The organism is Xenorhabdus sp. KK7.4, from assembly GCF_963876465.1.
GTDB classification, from domain to species: Bacteria; Pseudomonadota; Gammaproteobacteria; order Enterobacterales; family Enterobacteriaceae; genus Xenorhabdus; species Xenorhabdus stockiae.
In genome coordinates, this window is sequence record NZ_CAWNQF010000100.1 from 121,177 (window position 1) to 135,451 (window position 14,275).

12 protein-coding genes are annotated in these 14,275 nt (G+C 43.1%); 5 read left to right on the top strand and 7 right to left on the bottom strand.

The features are described 5' to 3' along the window. Nucleotides 1–6: 6 nt before the first annotated feature. Both AACS90_RS17800 and AACS90_RS17805 read right to left on the bottom strand, forming a co-directional pair. Entirely contained in the window at nt 7–828 is an 822-nt protein-coding gene (locus AACS90_RS17800; protein WP_099120984.1) for an arginase family protein, read from the bottom strand. Nucleotides 829–908: 80 nt separating this feature from the next. Beyond that, on the bottom strand, nt 909–1,667 hold the full coding sequence (locus AACS90_RS17805; RefSeq protein ID WP_206601833.1) for a YqcI/YcgG family protein: 759 nt from the start codon (nt 1,665–1,667) through the stop codon (nt 909–911). Between the two features lie 503 nt (nt 1,668–2,170). Here AACS90_RS17805 and fdhD point away from each other — a divergent pair. The 5 genes from fdhD (at nt 2,171) to AACS90_RS17830 (ending at nt 9,546) form a co-directional block, all read left to right on the top strand. Beyond that, nucleotides 2,171–2,992, top strand: a complete 822-nt coding sequence (fdhD, locus tag AACS90_RS17810) for a formate dehydrogenase accessory sulfurtransferase FdhD (protein WP_099120985.1) — start codon at nt 2,171–2,173, stop codon at nt 2,990–2,992. 396 nt (nt 2,993–3,388) lie between these two features. Then, entirely contained in the window at nt 3,389–4,132 is a 744-nt protein-coding gene (locus AACS90_RS17815) for a Slam-dependent surface lipoprotein (RefSeq protein ID WP_241538188.1), read from the top strand. A gap of 90 nt (nt 4,133–4,222) precedes the next feature. After that, on the top strand, nt 4,223–5,695 hold the full coding sequence (locus AACS90_RS17820) for a porin family protein (RefSeq protein WP_099120989.1): 1,473 nt from the start codon (nt 4,223–4,225) through the stop codon (nt 5,693–5,695). Between the two features lie 54 nt (nt 5,696–5,749). Then, a complete protein-coding gene (locus tag AACS90_RS17825) occupies nt 5,750–8,713 on the top strand; it encodes a TonB-dependent receptor domain-containing protein (RefSeq protein ID WP_099120990.1) in 2,964 nt (987 codons plus the stop codon). An 8-nt stretch (nt 8,714–8,721) separates the two neighbouring features. Next, nucleotides 8,722–9,546 (top strand): energy transducer TonB, encoded by an 825-nt coding sequence (locus tag AACS90_RS17830; RefSeq protein ID WP_099120992.1) that lies wholly within the window; start codon nt 8,722–8,724, stop codon nt 9,544–9,546. Between the two features lie 182 nt (nt 9,547–9,728). Here AACS90_RS17830 and mnmE read toward each other — a convergent pair whose 3' ends face one another. The 5 genes from mnmE to rpmH form a co-directional block, all read right to left on the bottom strand. Then, on the bottom strand, nt 9,729–11,093 hold the full coding sequence (mnmE, locus tag AACS90_RS17835; protein ID WP_099110049.1) for a tRNA uridine-5-carboxymethylaminomethyl(34) synthesis GTPase MnmE: 1,365 nt from the start codon (nt 11,091–11,093) through the stop codon (nt 9,729–9,731). Nucleotides 11,094–11,192: 99 nt separating this feature from the next. Continuing rightward, the gene (gene yidC / locus AACS90_RS17840; RefSeq protein ID WP_099120993.1) at nt 11,193–12,842 is read right to left on the bottom strand and encodes a membrane protein insertase YidC; all 1,650 of its coding nucleotides are present in this window, start codon (nt 12,840–12,842) and stop codon (nt 11,193–11,195) included. 2 nt (nt 12,843–12,844) lie between these two features. Continuing rightward, nucleotides 12,845–13,105 (bottom strand): membrane protein insertion efficiency factor YidD, encoded by a 261-nt coding sequence (yidD, locus tag AACS90_RS17845; protein WP_086954857.1) that lies wholly within the window; start codon nt 13,103–13,105, stop codon nt 12,845–12,847. Beyond that, complete coding sequence (gene rnpA, locus AACS90_RS17850) at nt 13,069–13,428, bottom strand: ribonuclease P protein component (RefSeq protein WP_099110051.1); 360 nt, start codon at nt 13,426–13,428, stop codon at nt 13,069–13,071. Before rnpA ends, yidD begins: the two co-directional genes overlap by 37 nt. Nucleotides 13,429–13,446: 18 nt before the next feature. Then, the gene (rpmH, locus tag AACS90_RS17855; RefSeq protein ID WP_038267117.1) at nt 13,447–13,587 is read right to left on the bottom strand and encodes a 50S ribosomal protein L34; all 141 of its coding nucleotides are present in this window, start codon (nt 13,585–13,587) and stop codon (nt 13,447–13,449) included. Nucleotides 13,588–14,275: the final 688 nt, after the last annotated feature.

Consider the following 14,275-nt stretch of genomic DNA (forward strand, 5'->3'; position numbering starts at 1 on the left):
CTCCTGTTATTTCACTTTTGCTGCGGTTTCAAATACAGGAGCAACAATATCGAGAATAATTGAAAGCGCTTTTTCGTTCTTTTCTTCATCAGTCGAAGCATTAAATTCTGCCAGTTCGACTCCCAAAAGCTGTTCCAAAGGCATTGCTTCAAATATTGCCTGAATTTGCGATGGCAACATGCCATCCGGCACTGAATAATCCGCAGGTAAAAAGCCGGGTTCAAGAACATCCCAGTCGATATGGATCCAGACCGGCGCGCCATTAATGGCTTTCAGAACATTTTCAGGTGTTGCCTCTGCTGGTGGAATTATCCGAACACCCTGCTTTTGCAAAATTTCACGCTCAGGTGGATCTATATCACGGGCACCAACCAGAATAATTTGTTCAGGACGTAAACCAGAACCGTGCCCGCTATCCCAGAGGCCGCAGGCAGCAGCAAGTACCATACCACCGAGGTAACCTGACTCTGTTGTCTCCGGTGTGTTGAAATCACCATGTGCATCAATCCAAAGCACTACCGCTTCCGGATGCTCCCGCGCGACAATAGGTAATGAAGCAAGACTCGCAGAACAGGTATTAGCGAGCATAAACGTCCGGTTTTTTCCCTTAATACTCGCTTCAATTGCCTGACGCAATTCAACAAGCGTTTCACGGGCTTGAGGAAGACTAACACTCCAGTCATCGTTCTCAGGAGGCGCGCTCTTTCCAATAAAATACCCCTGAATACCATAGTGTTTTTTTAACGCCTCAGCGGTACGAGCAGCGCCTTCTATCATGCGTGCTGCCCTATCAGCTATGCGACCCTGAGAAACGATAAGATCAATCATGGAACAGTTTCCTTTTCATTATTATCAATAAAAAATTTCAGGTTAACCTTCGGTCATAACTCATAAAAAATATACTGACTTCATTTTTTCCTGAACATAAACGGGCACTTACCTTCTCTCTTCACATTTTCATCCAGAAGGCCATACTGCTGCCATTCAAGTGCTTCTGTACCATAAGAACCAAGCTGCAATGAACGGGGAACATCATCATATTTATCAATGCGATTACGGATATTTTCACGGATCTTACGACCACCCGGAGTATTACCGGCAACGATATCGAATCGCTCACGTGGGTTGATGACCATAATAAAATGCTCACCAAGATTCCTGCTTCTACGTGACTGGTTCGCCGGGCTGCTCATATTGCAGAATAGCTGCATACCGTTAAAACACATGCACCAGGCTGAAGAATCGGGATTTTTATTAATACTTTCCGGCCAGGGTTCGGGATCTATTTCATGTAATTTCTGCAAAACGTCCCAGCCAAAAGCGTGATAATCACTAATAGACTGAACTCTTATTGCTTCTTGTGAGAACGCAACAATCAGCGGGTATGCTGTATTTAAATCGCCATTCCAATTCTGCGAAAGTTCAACATAATCTTTAAGCCCTTCAGCTAAATGCTGAATGCCACTCTTCTCTGCATTCTCTACGAAGATAAATTTTAATAACTTTTTTTTGAATGCTCTCTTTGAGAAGACACAAGGAAAATCAACATGATCAAGTCGAACCCCTATATCACTGAGAACAGTATGATGCCAGTCTTTTTCACTTTCATTCACTTGAGGTTGTGAGATTAATTTTGTAATACCTAGATTTTTATCTAATATATTCACTTAAATCACCTTTCATTAATAGAAAGAAGACGTGTCTGACACGGCGACAACTACCCTTTAAACGAATATTTAATGTGATAACTGAAAGATAAAATAATTTATTATTAAGGAGGGTAATTTAAATTTCATTCATTAATAAAAAACATCAAATATAAACAATAAAAACATTCTAGACTGTATCATCACGACCTAAAAGCATATATAACAATTATCAAAAGAAACAATATAATTATTATAAAAACAATCAGAAACAACACATTAAAAACACACAAAAAAATAATAAAAGGAAAAATAAAAGACAAAATATTTAAATCAACATTTATAACTCAAATAAGAATATAATTTATGTCAATGAAGATTATTTTCTAATATAGATAGATATCAAATAAAATATAAAAAACCTGTATTTATTTTAATCACTGGAACATGCTTTTTTTATTTACGGATAAATAATGTAAACTTGGCAATGAAATGAAAAGTGAAGCCGATTGAGAATTAGCCAGATGGATAAAAAAAAGCCAGAAAATCAGCAAGCTGTCAGTGGCACTACCCGCATCTATGTACAACAAAAAAATCACTTACACACCCCTAAGCTGGACTGGGTAGCTGAAGAAGTACCGGTTGCCTTAGTCTACAACGGCATTTCCCATGTCGTCATGATGGCAAGTCCAAAAGACCTCGAACATTTCGCAATTGGCTTCTCCCTATCTGAAGGGATTATCACTTCTCCACAGGAAATTCGCGGGATTGATATAGCTTCCGGCTGCCACGGCGGTATTGAAGTCAATATCGAACTCTCCAGCCGCCGTTTCGCTGAACTGAAAGAACGCCGACGCAGTATGGCAGGCCGAACCGGTTGCGGTATTTGTGGCACTGAGCAAATATCAGAAATCTTCCGCCCCATCACTCCACTGCCTTTTACACAAACTTTTTCATTGGCTTATCTGGATCAGGCGCTTGCACAATTGCCTCTCCTGCAAGACATCGGTTCATTGACTGGCTGTACCCATGCAGCTGGCTGGATTGACTCGGAAGGAAATTTACTTGGTGGATGTGAAGACGTTGGCCGCCATGTTGCTTTAGATAAGCTATTGGGAATGCGTTCAAAAACAGACTGGCAACAAGGCGCTGTTTTGGTTTCCAGCCGTGCCAGTTATGAAATGGTGCAGAAATCTGCCAATTGTGGCGTGGAAATATTATTTGCCGTTTCTGCTGCTACTTCACTCGCAATCGAAGTAGCAGAAAAATGTAATCTGACGCTAGTCGGTTTCTGTAAACCGGGGCGTGCAACGGTGTATACGCATTCTCAGCGGTTAATGGATTAATTAAAACAATTTGTTCCAGTGAAAGTACTTTTCATTTAAATAATTATTACAATCAAAATAATACATACAAAAAATTAATAGATTGACTGAGTGAAATAAATGCCTTTTCCTCAGTCAAAACGCACTGTTAATAACACAATAACAGTAGACCATTAGGTTTAATCCCATCACATTTTCAGAAAAATCACAGAATTCCACTTCTTCTTAACAAAAATTAAAATCATTAAAATACAAATAATTGAGTTAATTACTGATTAAAACCCCAACAAAATCAACATCAAATAAAAATAATTATCATTTACATTACCATTTGAAGAATGTACATTCCTCCCGCGCAATAAATCAGGCCATTTTTATGATTGGGTAACGAGGGATCCCCCACTCTAAATGAGGATAATGATGAAAAAAGTTAAGGTATTAGTCGCCGCTTTAGGCGTTTTGGGATTTATGGCACAGGCTCACGCAGCAGTAGGATTTGGTCAGAGTCAGGTAAGTTCACCAACATACGTTGAGGTTGGCCCAACTCAACCCGGTAAAGGTCCACACGGTGGCAAAGGTGGTGAACCGGGTATCGGCATTAGTTCCGTTTATGGTGGTCAAATCACTGGCTTTGCTGGCCTGACCCGCATGGCACCTGCTGACAGTAATGGAATTCACAATATCTCAATGGCTGGTGCTCCGGGCACTCACGGTGGAATGGGAGTATTCCATTTCAGTAAAGTTGCCAATGAAGAAGTTTACTTTGGTGAATGGTCTCAGACTGGTAACGCTGATGACCCAACTCATACCGTCTATTATGCAGGCAAGGATATTACCACCAATATTCCAACCGATGGCACAGCAACCTATACGGTGACCGGTATTAACCAATACAGCGGAAATAATGCGCTGTCCGGTACGTTTACCGCAGACTTTGGTGAGAAAACACTGGTTGGTTCAATGGCAAACAACACAATGGAAATTGGCATTGATGCTCAAATCAAATCCGATGCGCAATTTGTAGGTCTTGCTACAACAGGAAGCCTTGAAGGTGAAACTCACGGTCACTTCTTTGGTGACAATGCATCAAGTCTGGCTGGTTATGCAAAATTTGATGGTGACAGCTCCAAAGATACCTCTTTTGGCGGCTCTAAACAGTAATTACTAATTTTTCAGAGAACAGTGCCAACTTTTTAGCACTGTTCTCTGTTTTTATTTCTAATAACATGGATTTTGTGAGCTGATTTTTCGATGTCTGATAATAGAAAAACACCGATATTATTAATGGTATTGATAGTTTTTTTCATCTCATTACCAATATATGCCAATGAAGATACTTCACACGAAATCTGGCAAGCAGCACAACATCATCAACAGGAAAATGAAAAAAAGCTGATTACACCTGACCCTATTTTTGCTGAGAATAATGCTGCGTTGATTGTCATTGATGGGAAAAAATTTCAGGTAGAGAATAATCTGGACAATGTTAGTTTGGCGCTATTTCTTGCAATAAATCACCAGCAATGGCCAGATGTAAGACGTTTTCTCACAGCTTATAAAAAATTATCAGAGCATGATGTCTTATTAGTGAATTTCGCTCAGGGCGGACTCGCTCGCTTTGATGGTAATTTAGCTCTGGCCACTTATCATTACCAACAAATTCTTAGCCAACAGCCGGATTTTCCACGCGTTCAAGTAGAACTGGCCCGAGTCTATTTTGAAGATTATAAAAATCGGGAAGCTGAACGTCTTTTTTCAGAACTGAGTGAAAAAAAACAAGTACCAAAATCAGTTTTGAAGAACATCAACAGTTATCTTGCAGCAATAGAGCTGAGAAATAGCTGGCGGGGCTCATTCTCTGTGAGTTACTCCTACAACGATAATGTGAACCTGTCCCCTGATCAGGAGCCTGTTTGTCTACGATTCAAAGCAAATAAATGCATTAACCAGCGTCAAGTATCAAAAGCTGTCAAAGCATGGGGCATGTTCTATGACGCCACATTAAGTCAAAGACATCAACTTTATGGTCATCACGGCATTGCTATCCGTGGGCTGATTTATGGTGAAAACTACCGTAATTATCAGGATGGGAATGAAAATACTCTCCAGCTATCCAGTGGCTACAGCTATAAAAACAGAAACCACGATATTTCCTTTAGCCCGTTGTTTGAATATAAACAACTTGCTGGTGATCGCTTCTACCATGCCGCTGGGATCAAAACAGAATGGCAATGGGGAATGACTAATCAAACTGCCCTCAATATTGAACTTGAGCATAAACTGTTGCGCCATCAACACAATTACCGCAGAAAAGACGGTGAATTGACCTCTTCTTTTCTTAGTATATCCCACGCCATCAGCAAAGAATTTACTCTGTTTGGTGGTGGAGACTGGACTTATCGCGGTAACAACCAATACTCCGTTGACCGCTATCAGCAATGGGGAGTCCGGGCAGGAGTCGGCACACAGATCTATCACGGTATTAACGGCTCACTATCCGCCATTTTACGTGATCGGCGCTTTGGCGCTTATAGCCCGATGCTGAATGCTAAGCGTCATGATATGGAGCAAATCTACACGGCAACTATCAAAATTCCTGCCGCTGAAATATTAGGTATGACTCCTTCAATGACTTTCCGCCACCGACGCAATCACAGCAATGTGGATTGGATGTACAGCTATAACAAAAACGAAGTACTGCTCAGGCTGGAAAAGTTTTTTTAATCAAAATCTGATGATTTTTTATTTGTGCGATGATAACTGAGGCAAGAAATATCAATGGCATATCAAATTAAAACCGGACTAACTCCCATCACAATGGCTCTGTCACTGGCATTTTCACTGGCAGCCCCTCCTTTGTTTGCTGAATCCAAACCGGCCACAACGACGTCAGATGGCAAAGCTGATTTAGGTAAAATCCGGGTGACAGATAACAGAGATAAAGATGAAGCCGGTTATGATGCGGTTTATGACAAAGATATCTCCAATATTTATATCGGCAAAAAGGAGATAGAGCGCTACAAAGGCGCATCCCCTGCTGATGTCATTAAAGGGGCAGTTGGTGTTTACAGCGGTGATGCCCGCAATAGCGGTGCTCTGGATATCAATATTCGTGGCATTCAGGGGCAGGGACGTATTCCCGTCACAATTGATGGAACGGAACAGGCGATTACCGTTGGACGTGGCTATAACGGTGCTAATAATCGCAATTATATTGATCCTAACTTAATCAGCAGCATTGAAATTGAGAAAGGGCCTTCCCTGAATCGCAGGGTGAAAGGCTCTGTTGGTGGTGCTGTCTCCATCAAAACACTCAATATTGATGATGTCGTGCCGGAAGGTGAAACATTTGGCATTAATACCAAACTGGAAACCAGCAGTAATTCAGTTAGGGAAAGAAAACCGTCACTGTCATTAGGGCAGGACTATCGTGATATTCCCAATTTTATCCAAAATGACGTTGAAACCGATTCGGCATTAAGAATCACTCCGCATTCCTCAAAAGACAATAAACTGTTTGGGTTCAAAGATAATGCCTTCCGTATTGCGGTAGGTACACGGCAAGAATATTTTGACTTGATGCTAGCTTATGCTTATCGCCGGCAAGGTAACTATTTTGCCGGTAAGGGGGGGGCACATCGTTATGATGCTTCAATTACCGAAGCCGATAAGAAACTGATGACCGGAGCACGTACAAGTTTAGATCCTTACCTCCCTTTTGCAGCACGCATTTATCGCCCCGGTAATGAAGTTCCCAATACTTCCAGCGAGATGCAATCAGTGTTAATCAAAAACACCTGGTACTTTACCGATGACCAGGCACTGCAACTCGCTTTCCGCAATACTCATATGGAGTTCGGCGATATTATGCCTTCAAGGCTGGCAATGGTGCTTGCTGACGAAAATAGTGTTCCTCAATGGCCACTGGCTAATGTTCGCCAACAAGCAGCCAACCTGACTTATAAATGGCATCCTGCCGAAAAATCCTATATCGATTTCGATATGAATTTATGGACAACGCGTACAACAAGTAATACCAATACTGCAGGTGGATATCCCCGCAGCCCTATTGCCAGAGACTATCTTTGGGAGAACGGAAAAAGTGGTAAAAACGCCTATATTGATGGAACCTTAATCAATACAGCTCTCACCAATTCTCAAAATAATCGTTGGGGTGTAGATATCTCCAATAAATTTGAGCTAACCCGTAATCTGGACCTGACTCTCATGGGAAATTTCCAGCATGAGCATCTGGATTCCAATGATAAATACAATTCCCAAAATATGTACCTTTTCCAGTCTCCAGCAAGAAAAGGACAGCGACAGGAAATTAATCTCGCTTTTAACTTTGACTGGCGCCCTGCTTCATGGCTGGCACTCAGTGCCGGAGCTAAACGTGTTTCCTATTGGTCCAAAGATGATTTCCTCACTGAACGACGCGCTGCAAAAGATGGACTTTATCAAGAAGGGGGAGAAATAATCGGACATGCAATGAGTTATTGGAGAACACCTACCGAAAAAGAAGCTTACATAATCCAGAAAATGCATGAAAAGCGGAACTTTCCAATGAGTAAAGAAGAGAGACAAGAACGCCGCAAGTTATTCCATGAATACTTTAAAATAAACCCACAAAAAATCCTAACACGTAATGGGCAAAGGCATTGGATGGCTCAGGAAAAATTCACTTGGCTTTACGATTCGAATAACGGCAAGCTCAATAAAGATGATAATCCTTACTTCAATGGACAACTGGATATGAATGAAAAGGTTATTAATCCAACCAGTGGTCAAGAAACCTATAAATATGAATACGGAATGGGCGTTAACGCCAATAGCATAAGAACCCCCTATGTTGACGATCTCTGGGAACCAGCCCCAAAACGTAAATCTCACGCATGGGCTCCGACACTCTCTGCTACTGCTTTTATCACTGACAATCTCCGCGTCTATACCCGTTATGCCGAAGCAGTCAAAATGCCCAGTATTTTTGAAGATACAGTCGGTTTTTCTGGCGTTAAAGAAAATTACATCGGTTTGAAATTTAAACCCGAGCGAGCTAAAACCATAGAAACAGGTTTAGTTTATGATTTCAGTCAGTTAGTGAATGCTGAGCGTAATGCTGATGTCAAACTCTCCTATTACAATACTGTTATTGAAAATGTGTTCGACAGGGATAATACCTATAATTTCGCCCAATTAGATAAACAAAAACTGGCAGGTTTAGAATTGCAGGCTCGCTACGACAACGGCAGCTTCTTTACCGATATGGGTTTAGTCTACAACATGAAAAACAAGGTTTGCGACCATAACTCCGTTGCAAGAATGGATTCCCAGAATCGTTATGGCATTCCTGAATGTATTGATGGTGGTTTTCCGGGCGGTTACTTGCGTACTTCCATTCAGCCGAAATATACCGCTAATCTGAATATCGGTGGACGCCTGTTTGATGAAAAACTGGAGCTGGGTAGCAGGATGCTCTATCACAGTGGTGCAGAAAACAAAGATGAAAAATGGTTGATGAATGCCTTACCGGATATTTACAAAGGGCAATCCAACAACCCGATGCGCTGGAACTCCGTCTTTACCGTTGATGCTTATGTCAGCTACCAGATCACCCCAGCGATATCAATGGAACTGACTGGCACAAACTTAACTAACCGCTATTATCTTGATCCACTCACGCGCTCAATGATACCGGCACCGGGCAGAACCTTTAAGCTCAGCCTTACCAGTCAGTTTTAGAGGATAGTATGTTCAATACAGTCATATCAGACAACGCAGTGATCAACACGCAGAAAACACTCAGTAAACGTTTTCTGGTTGGTATTATTATCGCTGTTTCATTGCATATCAGTCTGATATGGCTGTTAAACCGACATACAGAGCCGAACGATGACAGTGCCCATTATCTTAATCAGAATTCTCCTTTGACAAGTTTTTCAATCACAATGGTGGCGGCCTCAGCATTAGCAGAAGAGCCGGAACCGGTTGAATTATTTCAGCCAGTTCTGACTGTTGCTGAATCACCGACAGCTCCGGTAATTGCACTGGATAAAATCGTTCAAACAGAAAAAAAGAACGATACTCCGGCTGAACCGGTTAAAACTCAAAAACCTAAAAAACAGCCAAAAGAAAAACCGAAAGAAAATAGAGAAAAGAAATCTGTTCCGTCATCTCAGGCATCCCAAAATACCCCAGAGGAATTTGAAACGGATGGCACTGATCAGGCCAACTCACAAAGTGGAATGAGTCAGGCGACAACTTCTCAACCTTTAGTGGGTCAGGGTAATAGTGAGTCAGATAATTACTATGCGAGGCTCCGGCAGGAAATTGAGAGCCATAAGCGTTATCCCCGCAAAGCAAAACGAATGAAGCAGGAAGGTACAGTCACCGTCAACTTTATACTTCAAGATGATGGTTCAATCACTGCCGCCAAAATCATTCAATCCTCGGGCCATAGTGCAATGGATAATGAAGCACTAAAAGCGCTCAGTCTTGCTAAATCTATTGGCCCGAAACCAACAACACTGGCAGCTGATATGACACTACAAATCAGCTTTGAGCTGGTTCGATAATATACATGCCATAACCGACCTACTGAGCGAGTATCAGACAAGTGTCACTGATTAGAAAAATCAACACACTATCTTAAGAAGCAATGATAAGTAGTGCTCCGAAATATAAAAATCGGAGCACATACGAAGCAGAAAATTTCAGATTTGCTCAATGAAATTTACTTTTCTGATTTATCAGAACATCACTTCCCGATACAAAAACTTGAAAAAATCCGCCCAAGTAAATCATCAGACGTAAATTCTCCGGTGATTTCAGTCAATGCCTGTTGTGCCAGCCGGAGTTCTTCCGCTAATAACTCCCCGGAACGAGCGAATACCAATTGTTGGTGCCCTTCCTGCAAATGTTCTGCTGCGGTATTTAGTGCCTGCAAATGACGGCGGCGTGCGAGAAACCCGCCTTCAGTATTACTGTTAAAGCCCATCGCTTCTTTGAGGTGATCACGCAGCAGATTAATCCCTTCATCTGCAAGAGCAGAAAGACGAATTAACGTGTAGCCATTAATTTCTGATATGCCGCTGGCTTCACCTGTCATATCTGTTTTATTACGGATAATCGTTACAGGCAGGGATTCTGGTAGCTTAGCCATAAATTCCGGCCAGATTTTTTCGGGTTCGATAGCATCAGTCGTCGTACTGTCTACCATAAACAACACGCGATCCGCCTGCTCGATTTCCTGCCATGCCCGCTCAATACCAATGCGTTCCACTTCATCACTGGCTTCGCGCAGACCAGCAGTATCAATCACATGCAGGGGCATTCCATCAATATGAATATGCTCGCGTAAAACATCACGAGTTGTACCTGCAATATCCGTCACAATCGCTGCTTCACGCCCCGCCAGCGCATTCAGCAGGCTGGATTTGCCTGCATTCGGGCGGCCTGCAATGACAACTTTCATCCCTTCACGCAACAGGCTACCCTGACGAGCCTGCGAACGAACCTGCTCAAGCTCCGCGATCACTTCATCCAGCTTGGCTTCTATCTTGCCATCAGAAAGAAAATCAATTTCTTCATCAGGGAAATCAATCGCTGCTTCAACATAGATGCGCAGGTTAGTCAGTTCTTCCACCATTTGGTGAACCTGATTGGAAAATGTTCCCTGTAGGGAATTCATTGCAGAGCGCGCTGCCTGTTCAGAACTGGCATCAATCAGATCAGCAATCGCCTCAGCCTGAGCCAAATCAAGTTTATCGTTGAGGAAAGCACGTTCAGAAAATTCACCGGGATTAGCGATTCGCACACCGGAAATAGTCAGAATACGTTTCAGCAGTAAATCAAGAATAACCGGGCCGCCGTGCCCCTGAAGTTCCAGTACATCTTCACCCGTAAAGGAATTAGGGCCGGGGAAATAAAGGGCGATGCCCTGATCTAAAACTGAGCTATCTACATCACGAAATGGCAGATAATCGGCATAGCGGGGTTTCGGGAGTTTCCCTAATACCACTTCAGCAACTGCCGCAGCTTTAGGACCAGAAATACGCAGGATACCAACACCACCTCGTCCCGGAGGGGTGGCCTGAGCAACTATCGTATCGGTGGTATTCATGGAATTCTCTCTTTTACCAATTTGCCAATGAATGGAAATAATAAAGGCGGCCAATGACCGCCTTCTACTTATTTTTTAAAAGACCCGTTTCTCAAGAAATTATTTCTTGGTCAGATCGATTTGCTTTTCTTTCTTCTCTTTCTTTTCGCGGGTATGCAGACCGCGTTTTTCCAGACTGCGGAAAATAACCTGCTGCTGGATAATGGTTACCAGGTTACTGACGATGTAGTACAGCACCAGACCAGATGGGAACCACAAGAAGAAAACAGTGAACACGACAGGCATGTAAGTCATGATCTTCTGCTGCATTGGGTCAGTGACCGTCGTTGGCGACAGTTTCTGGATCACAAACATAGTCACACCCATCAGTAATGGCAGAATGTAGTATGGATCCTGTGCAGACAGGTCATTAATCCAGCCGATAAATGGTGCATGACGCAGTTCAACAGAGCCCATCAGCATGTAATACAATGCAAGGAAGATTGGCATCTGAATAACCAGAGGTAAACAGCCGCCCAGCGGGTTCACTTTCTCTGTTTTGTACAACGCCATCATTTCCTGACTCATTCGCTGACGGTCGTCGCCATATTTCTCACGCATTGCAGTGATTTTCGGCTGCAACAGGCGCATCTTCGCCATAGAAGTGTATTGCGCTTTAGTCAGCGGGTACATGATACCACGCACGATAAAGGTAATAGCGATGATGGAGAAGCCCCAGTTACCAATGAATTCGTACAGGAATTTCAGTAACTTGAACAGAGGCTGGGAAATAAACCACAACCAGCCGTAATCAACAGTCAGATCCAGATGTGGTGCAACAGCAGCCATTTTGTCCTGAATTTCAGGACCGACCCACAGAGTAGAAGCGATGTTCTGCTTGCTGTTCGGTGCGATATTGATGGTGTCACCTTTGTACCCGATAATCGCCATTTTCTGGTTTTTCAGGTCAATGGTGTAGAAATTGCTGGTTTTACCTTCTCCCGGAACCCACGCAGTGGCGAAATATTGCTGAAGCATCGCTACCCAGCCGCCCTGTGTGGTTACGGAAAGTGGTTTACTTTCAATTTCATCAAATTTGTATTTTTCGTATTTTTCGTGATCAGATGAGTAAGCCGCACCACGATAAGTATGCAGGGCAAAATTGCTGCTGCCGGTATCGCGATGTTTCGGCAGATCAACACTCTGCTTCAACTGACCGAAAAATGCCATCTGCAATGGCTTGTCAGTCACGTTATCAATGCTGTAATCAACAGAGACAGCATAGTTACCGCGTTTTAATACGAAAGTTTTGACGTACACAACACCATCCGGCGCGGTATAAGTCATAGGAATACGCAACTCATCCTGACCTTCAGCCAAAACGTAGTTGTTCTGAGCAGCAGTATAAAGAGGACGTTCAGCCTGATTATCCGGGCCATTAGTGCCTGTTAAGCCACTTTGAGCCTGATAAGTAAACTCTGGGGTTGTTTCCAGAAGCTTGAACGGCATCTTGGAACCGAGGGAATCCGGATAGGCCAGCAAGTCAGCCTCTTCGATATCACCACCACGGGTATTGATGTGCAACGAAAGCACATCCGTTTTCACGGTGATCAGTTTACCTTGCCCACTGACTGCTTCATTACTCAGCGTATTGGTTTGCTGCGAGACCTGTACTGTTGGTTGTGGGTTTTGATCTTTTTCCCACTCCTGCCAGACCAGGAACGAAACAAACAGCAGAGCGATGAGAAGAAGATTGCGTTGCGAATCCATCGTTAATGTTCTCTGTTATCTTCGTTTTTTTTAGGTGGGACAGGATCATCACCACCTTCGTGTAAAGGGTGGCATTTTAATATGCGTTTCACCGTTAACCAACTGCCTTTCATCATGCCAAACCTACGCAGTGCCTCAATGCCATATTGGGAACAGGTAGGATTGAAACGACAACGAGGCCCCAGCAGTGGACTAATCACTAACTGATAACCTCTGATTAAAGCAATCAAGAGGCGCGAGCCAAGCGACAGTGACGACGCCATAATTTGCCCAACGTTTCCGTTAGCTCACGGTTATCAAGCTCAGCGACCCCTTTCCTCACCAAAATCACAAAATCCATTGACGGTAATTTATGCTGGTTTAAACGAAAACTTTCCCGGGCTAATCGCTTAATACGATTTCGCTCATGGGCGCGTTTAACATTTTTTTTGGCGACGGTTAGACCGATACGGGGATGCCCCAGCTGATTAAGGCGTCCAAGGATGGTTATCTCTGCGGAACTTGCCCGTTGTGGCTGCTGGAAAACATAAGTGAAATGCTCGGGAGTTAACAAACGTAACTCCCTCGGAAAAGCGAGCTTAACCACGTGGAATGGTTAGCTTTATTACTTAGAAACAGTCAGACGAGCACGGCCTTTCGCACGACGGCGAGCCAGAACCTGACGACCATTTTTAGTGGCCATACGTGCGCGGAAGCCGTGTGTACGGTTACGCTTCAGTACGGATGGTTGAAAAGTGCGTTTCATAGCGATTTCTACCTAACTTAAAATTTGTAACTGATTCAGCAAATGCGTTGGCGACCAGTGGAAATAAGTAGACACCGATGCCTCAATCGCAACATCAATATATAGAAAGAGGCAGGATTGTAATAAAATGTACTACCCTTAGTCAATTCCAAGATGACGCGAGCCTGACCGCGTTTCAGCTGATGCCAGACTTGTTGCTACCCAAAGTTTTTGCTATCTAAGGTGTTAATCCTGACTTCCACCAGCCACAGCCGGAAAAAATCGTTTGGCATCACACACAGGGTGCAAGATTATACGGACTGTGCAATAAAGCGCAAGGATCCTACACGGATCCTGCTATTTGCATAGTAATTATACTATTGCTTTCCCTTTGAATTTTAAACGATAGCTAAATGGAATTTGCTATATACCATGATTCCACTACAGTATCTTCTATGGGCTTTATCTTCTCCGCGTACCAAAGCGTGGTGATCTCCCTGTGGATAAAAAGCATCAAAGCTGTGTAAAAGAATGAGGATTTATGTCGTCTTTTGCGTTATGATCACTGGTCACGATTCCGATCTCGCTGTACGGATCGTTGGGAGAGCGATGAAACTAGAAATCGCCACAAGGTACTGCGAGTCCTCTCATCGAGAAATGTTCTTATCGGTAATATTCTTATCGAGAGCATCTTTATCGATAAAGAGTA

Bases quoted from the DNA above. Each gene is read 5' to 3' on its own strand.
- AACS90_RS17800 (WP_099120984.1), bottom strand. From the start codon at position 828: ATGATTGATCTTATCGTTTCTCAGGGTCGCATAGCTGATAGGGCAGCA.
- fdhD (WP_099120985.1), top strand. From the start codon at position 2,171: ATGGATAAAAAAAAGCCAGAAAATCAGCAAGCTGTCAGTGGCACTACC.
- AACS90_RS17815 (WP_241538188.1), top strand. From the start codon at position 3,389: ATGATGAAAAAAGTTAAGGTATTAGTCGCCGCTTTAGGCGTTTTGGGA.
- AACS90_RS17820 (WP_099120989.1), top strand. From the start codon at position 4,223: ATGTCTGATAATAGAAAAACACCGATATTATTAATGGTATTGATAGTT.
- AACS90_RS17825 (WP_099120990.1), top strand. From the start codon at position 5,750: ATGGCATATCAAATTAAAACCGGACTAACTCCCATCACAATGGCTCTG.
- AACS90_RS17830 (WP_099120992.1), top strand. From the start codon at position 8,722: ATGTTCAATACAGTCATATCAGACAACGCAGTGATCAACACGCAGAAA.
- mnmE (WP_099110049.1), bottom strand. From the start codon at position 11,093: ATGAATACCACCGATACGATAGTTGCTCAGGCCACCCCTCCGGGACGA.
- yidC (WP_099120993.1), bottom strand. From the start codon at position 12,842: ATGGATTCGCAACGCAATCTTCTTCTCATCGCTCTGCTGTTTGTTTCG.
- yidD (WP_086954857.1), bottom strand. From the start codon at position 13,105: ATGGCGTCGTCACTGTCGCTTGGCTCGCGCCTCTTGATTGCTTTAATC.
- rpmH (WP_038267117.1), bottom strand. From the start codon at position 13,587: ATGAAACGCACTTTTCAACCATCCGTACTGAAGCGTAACCGTACACAC.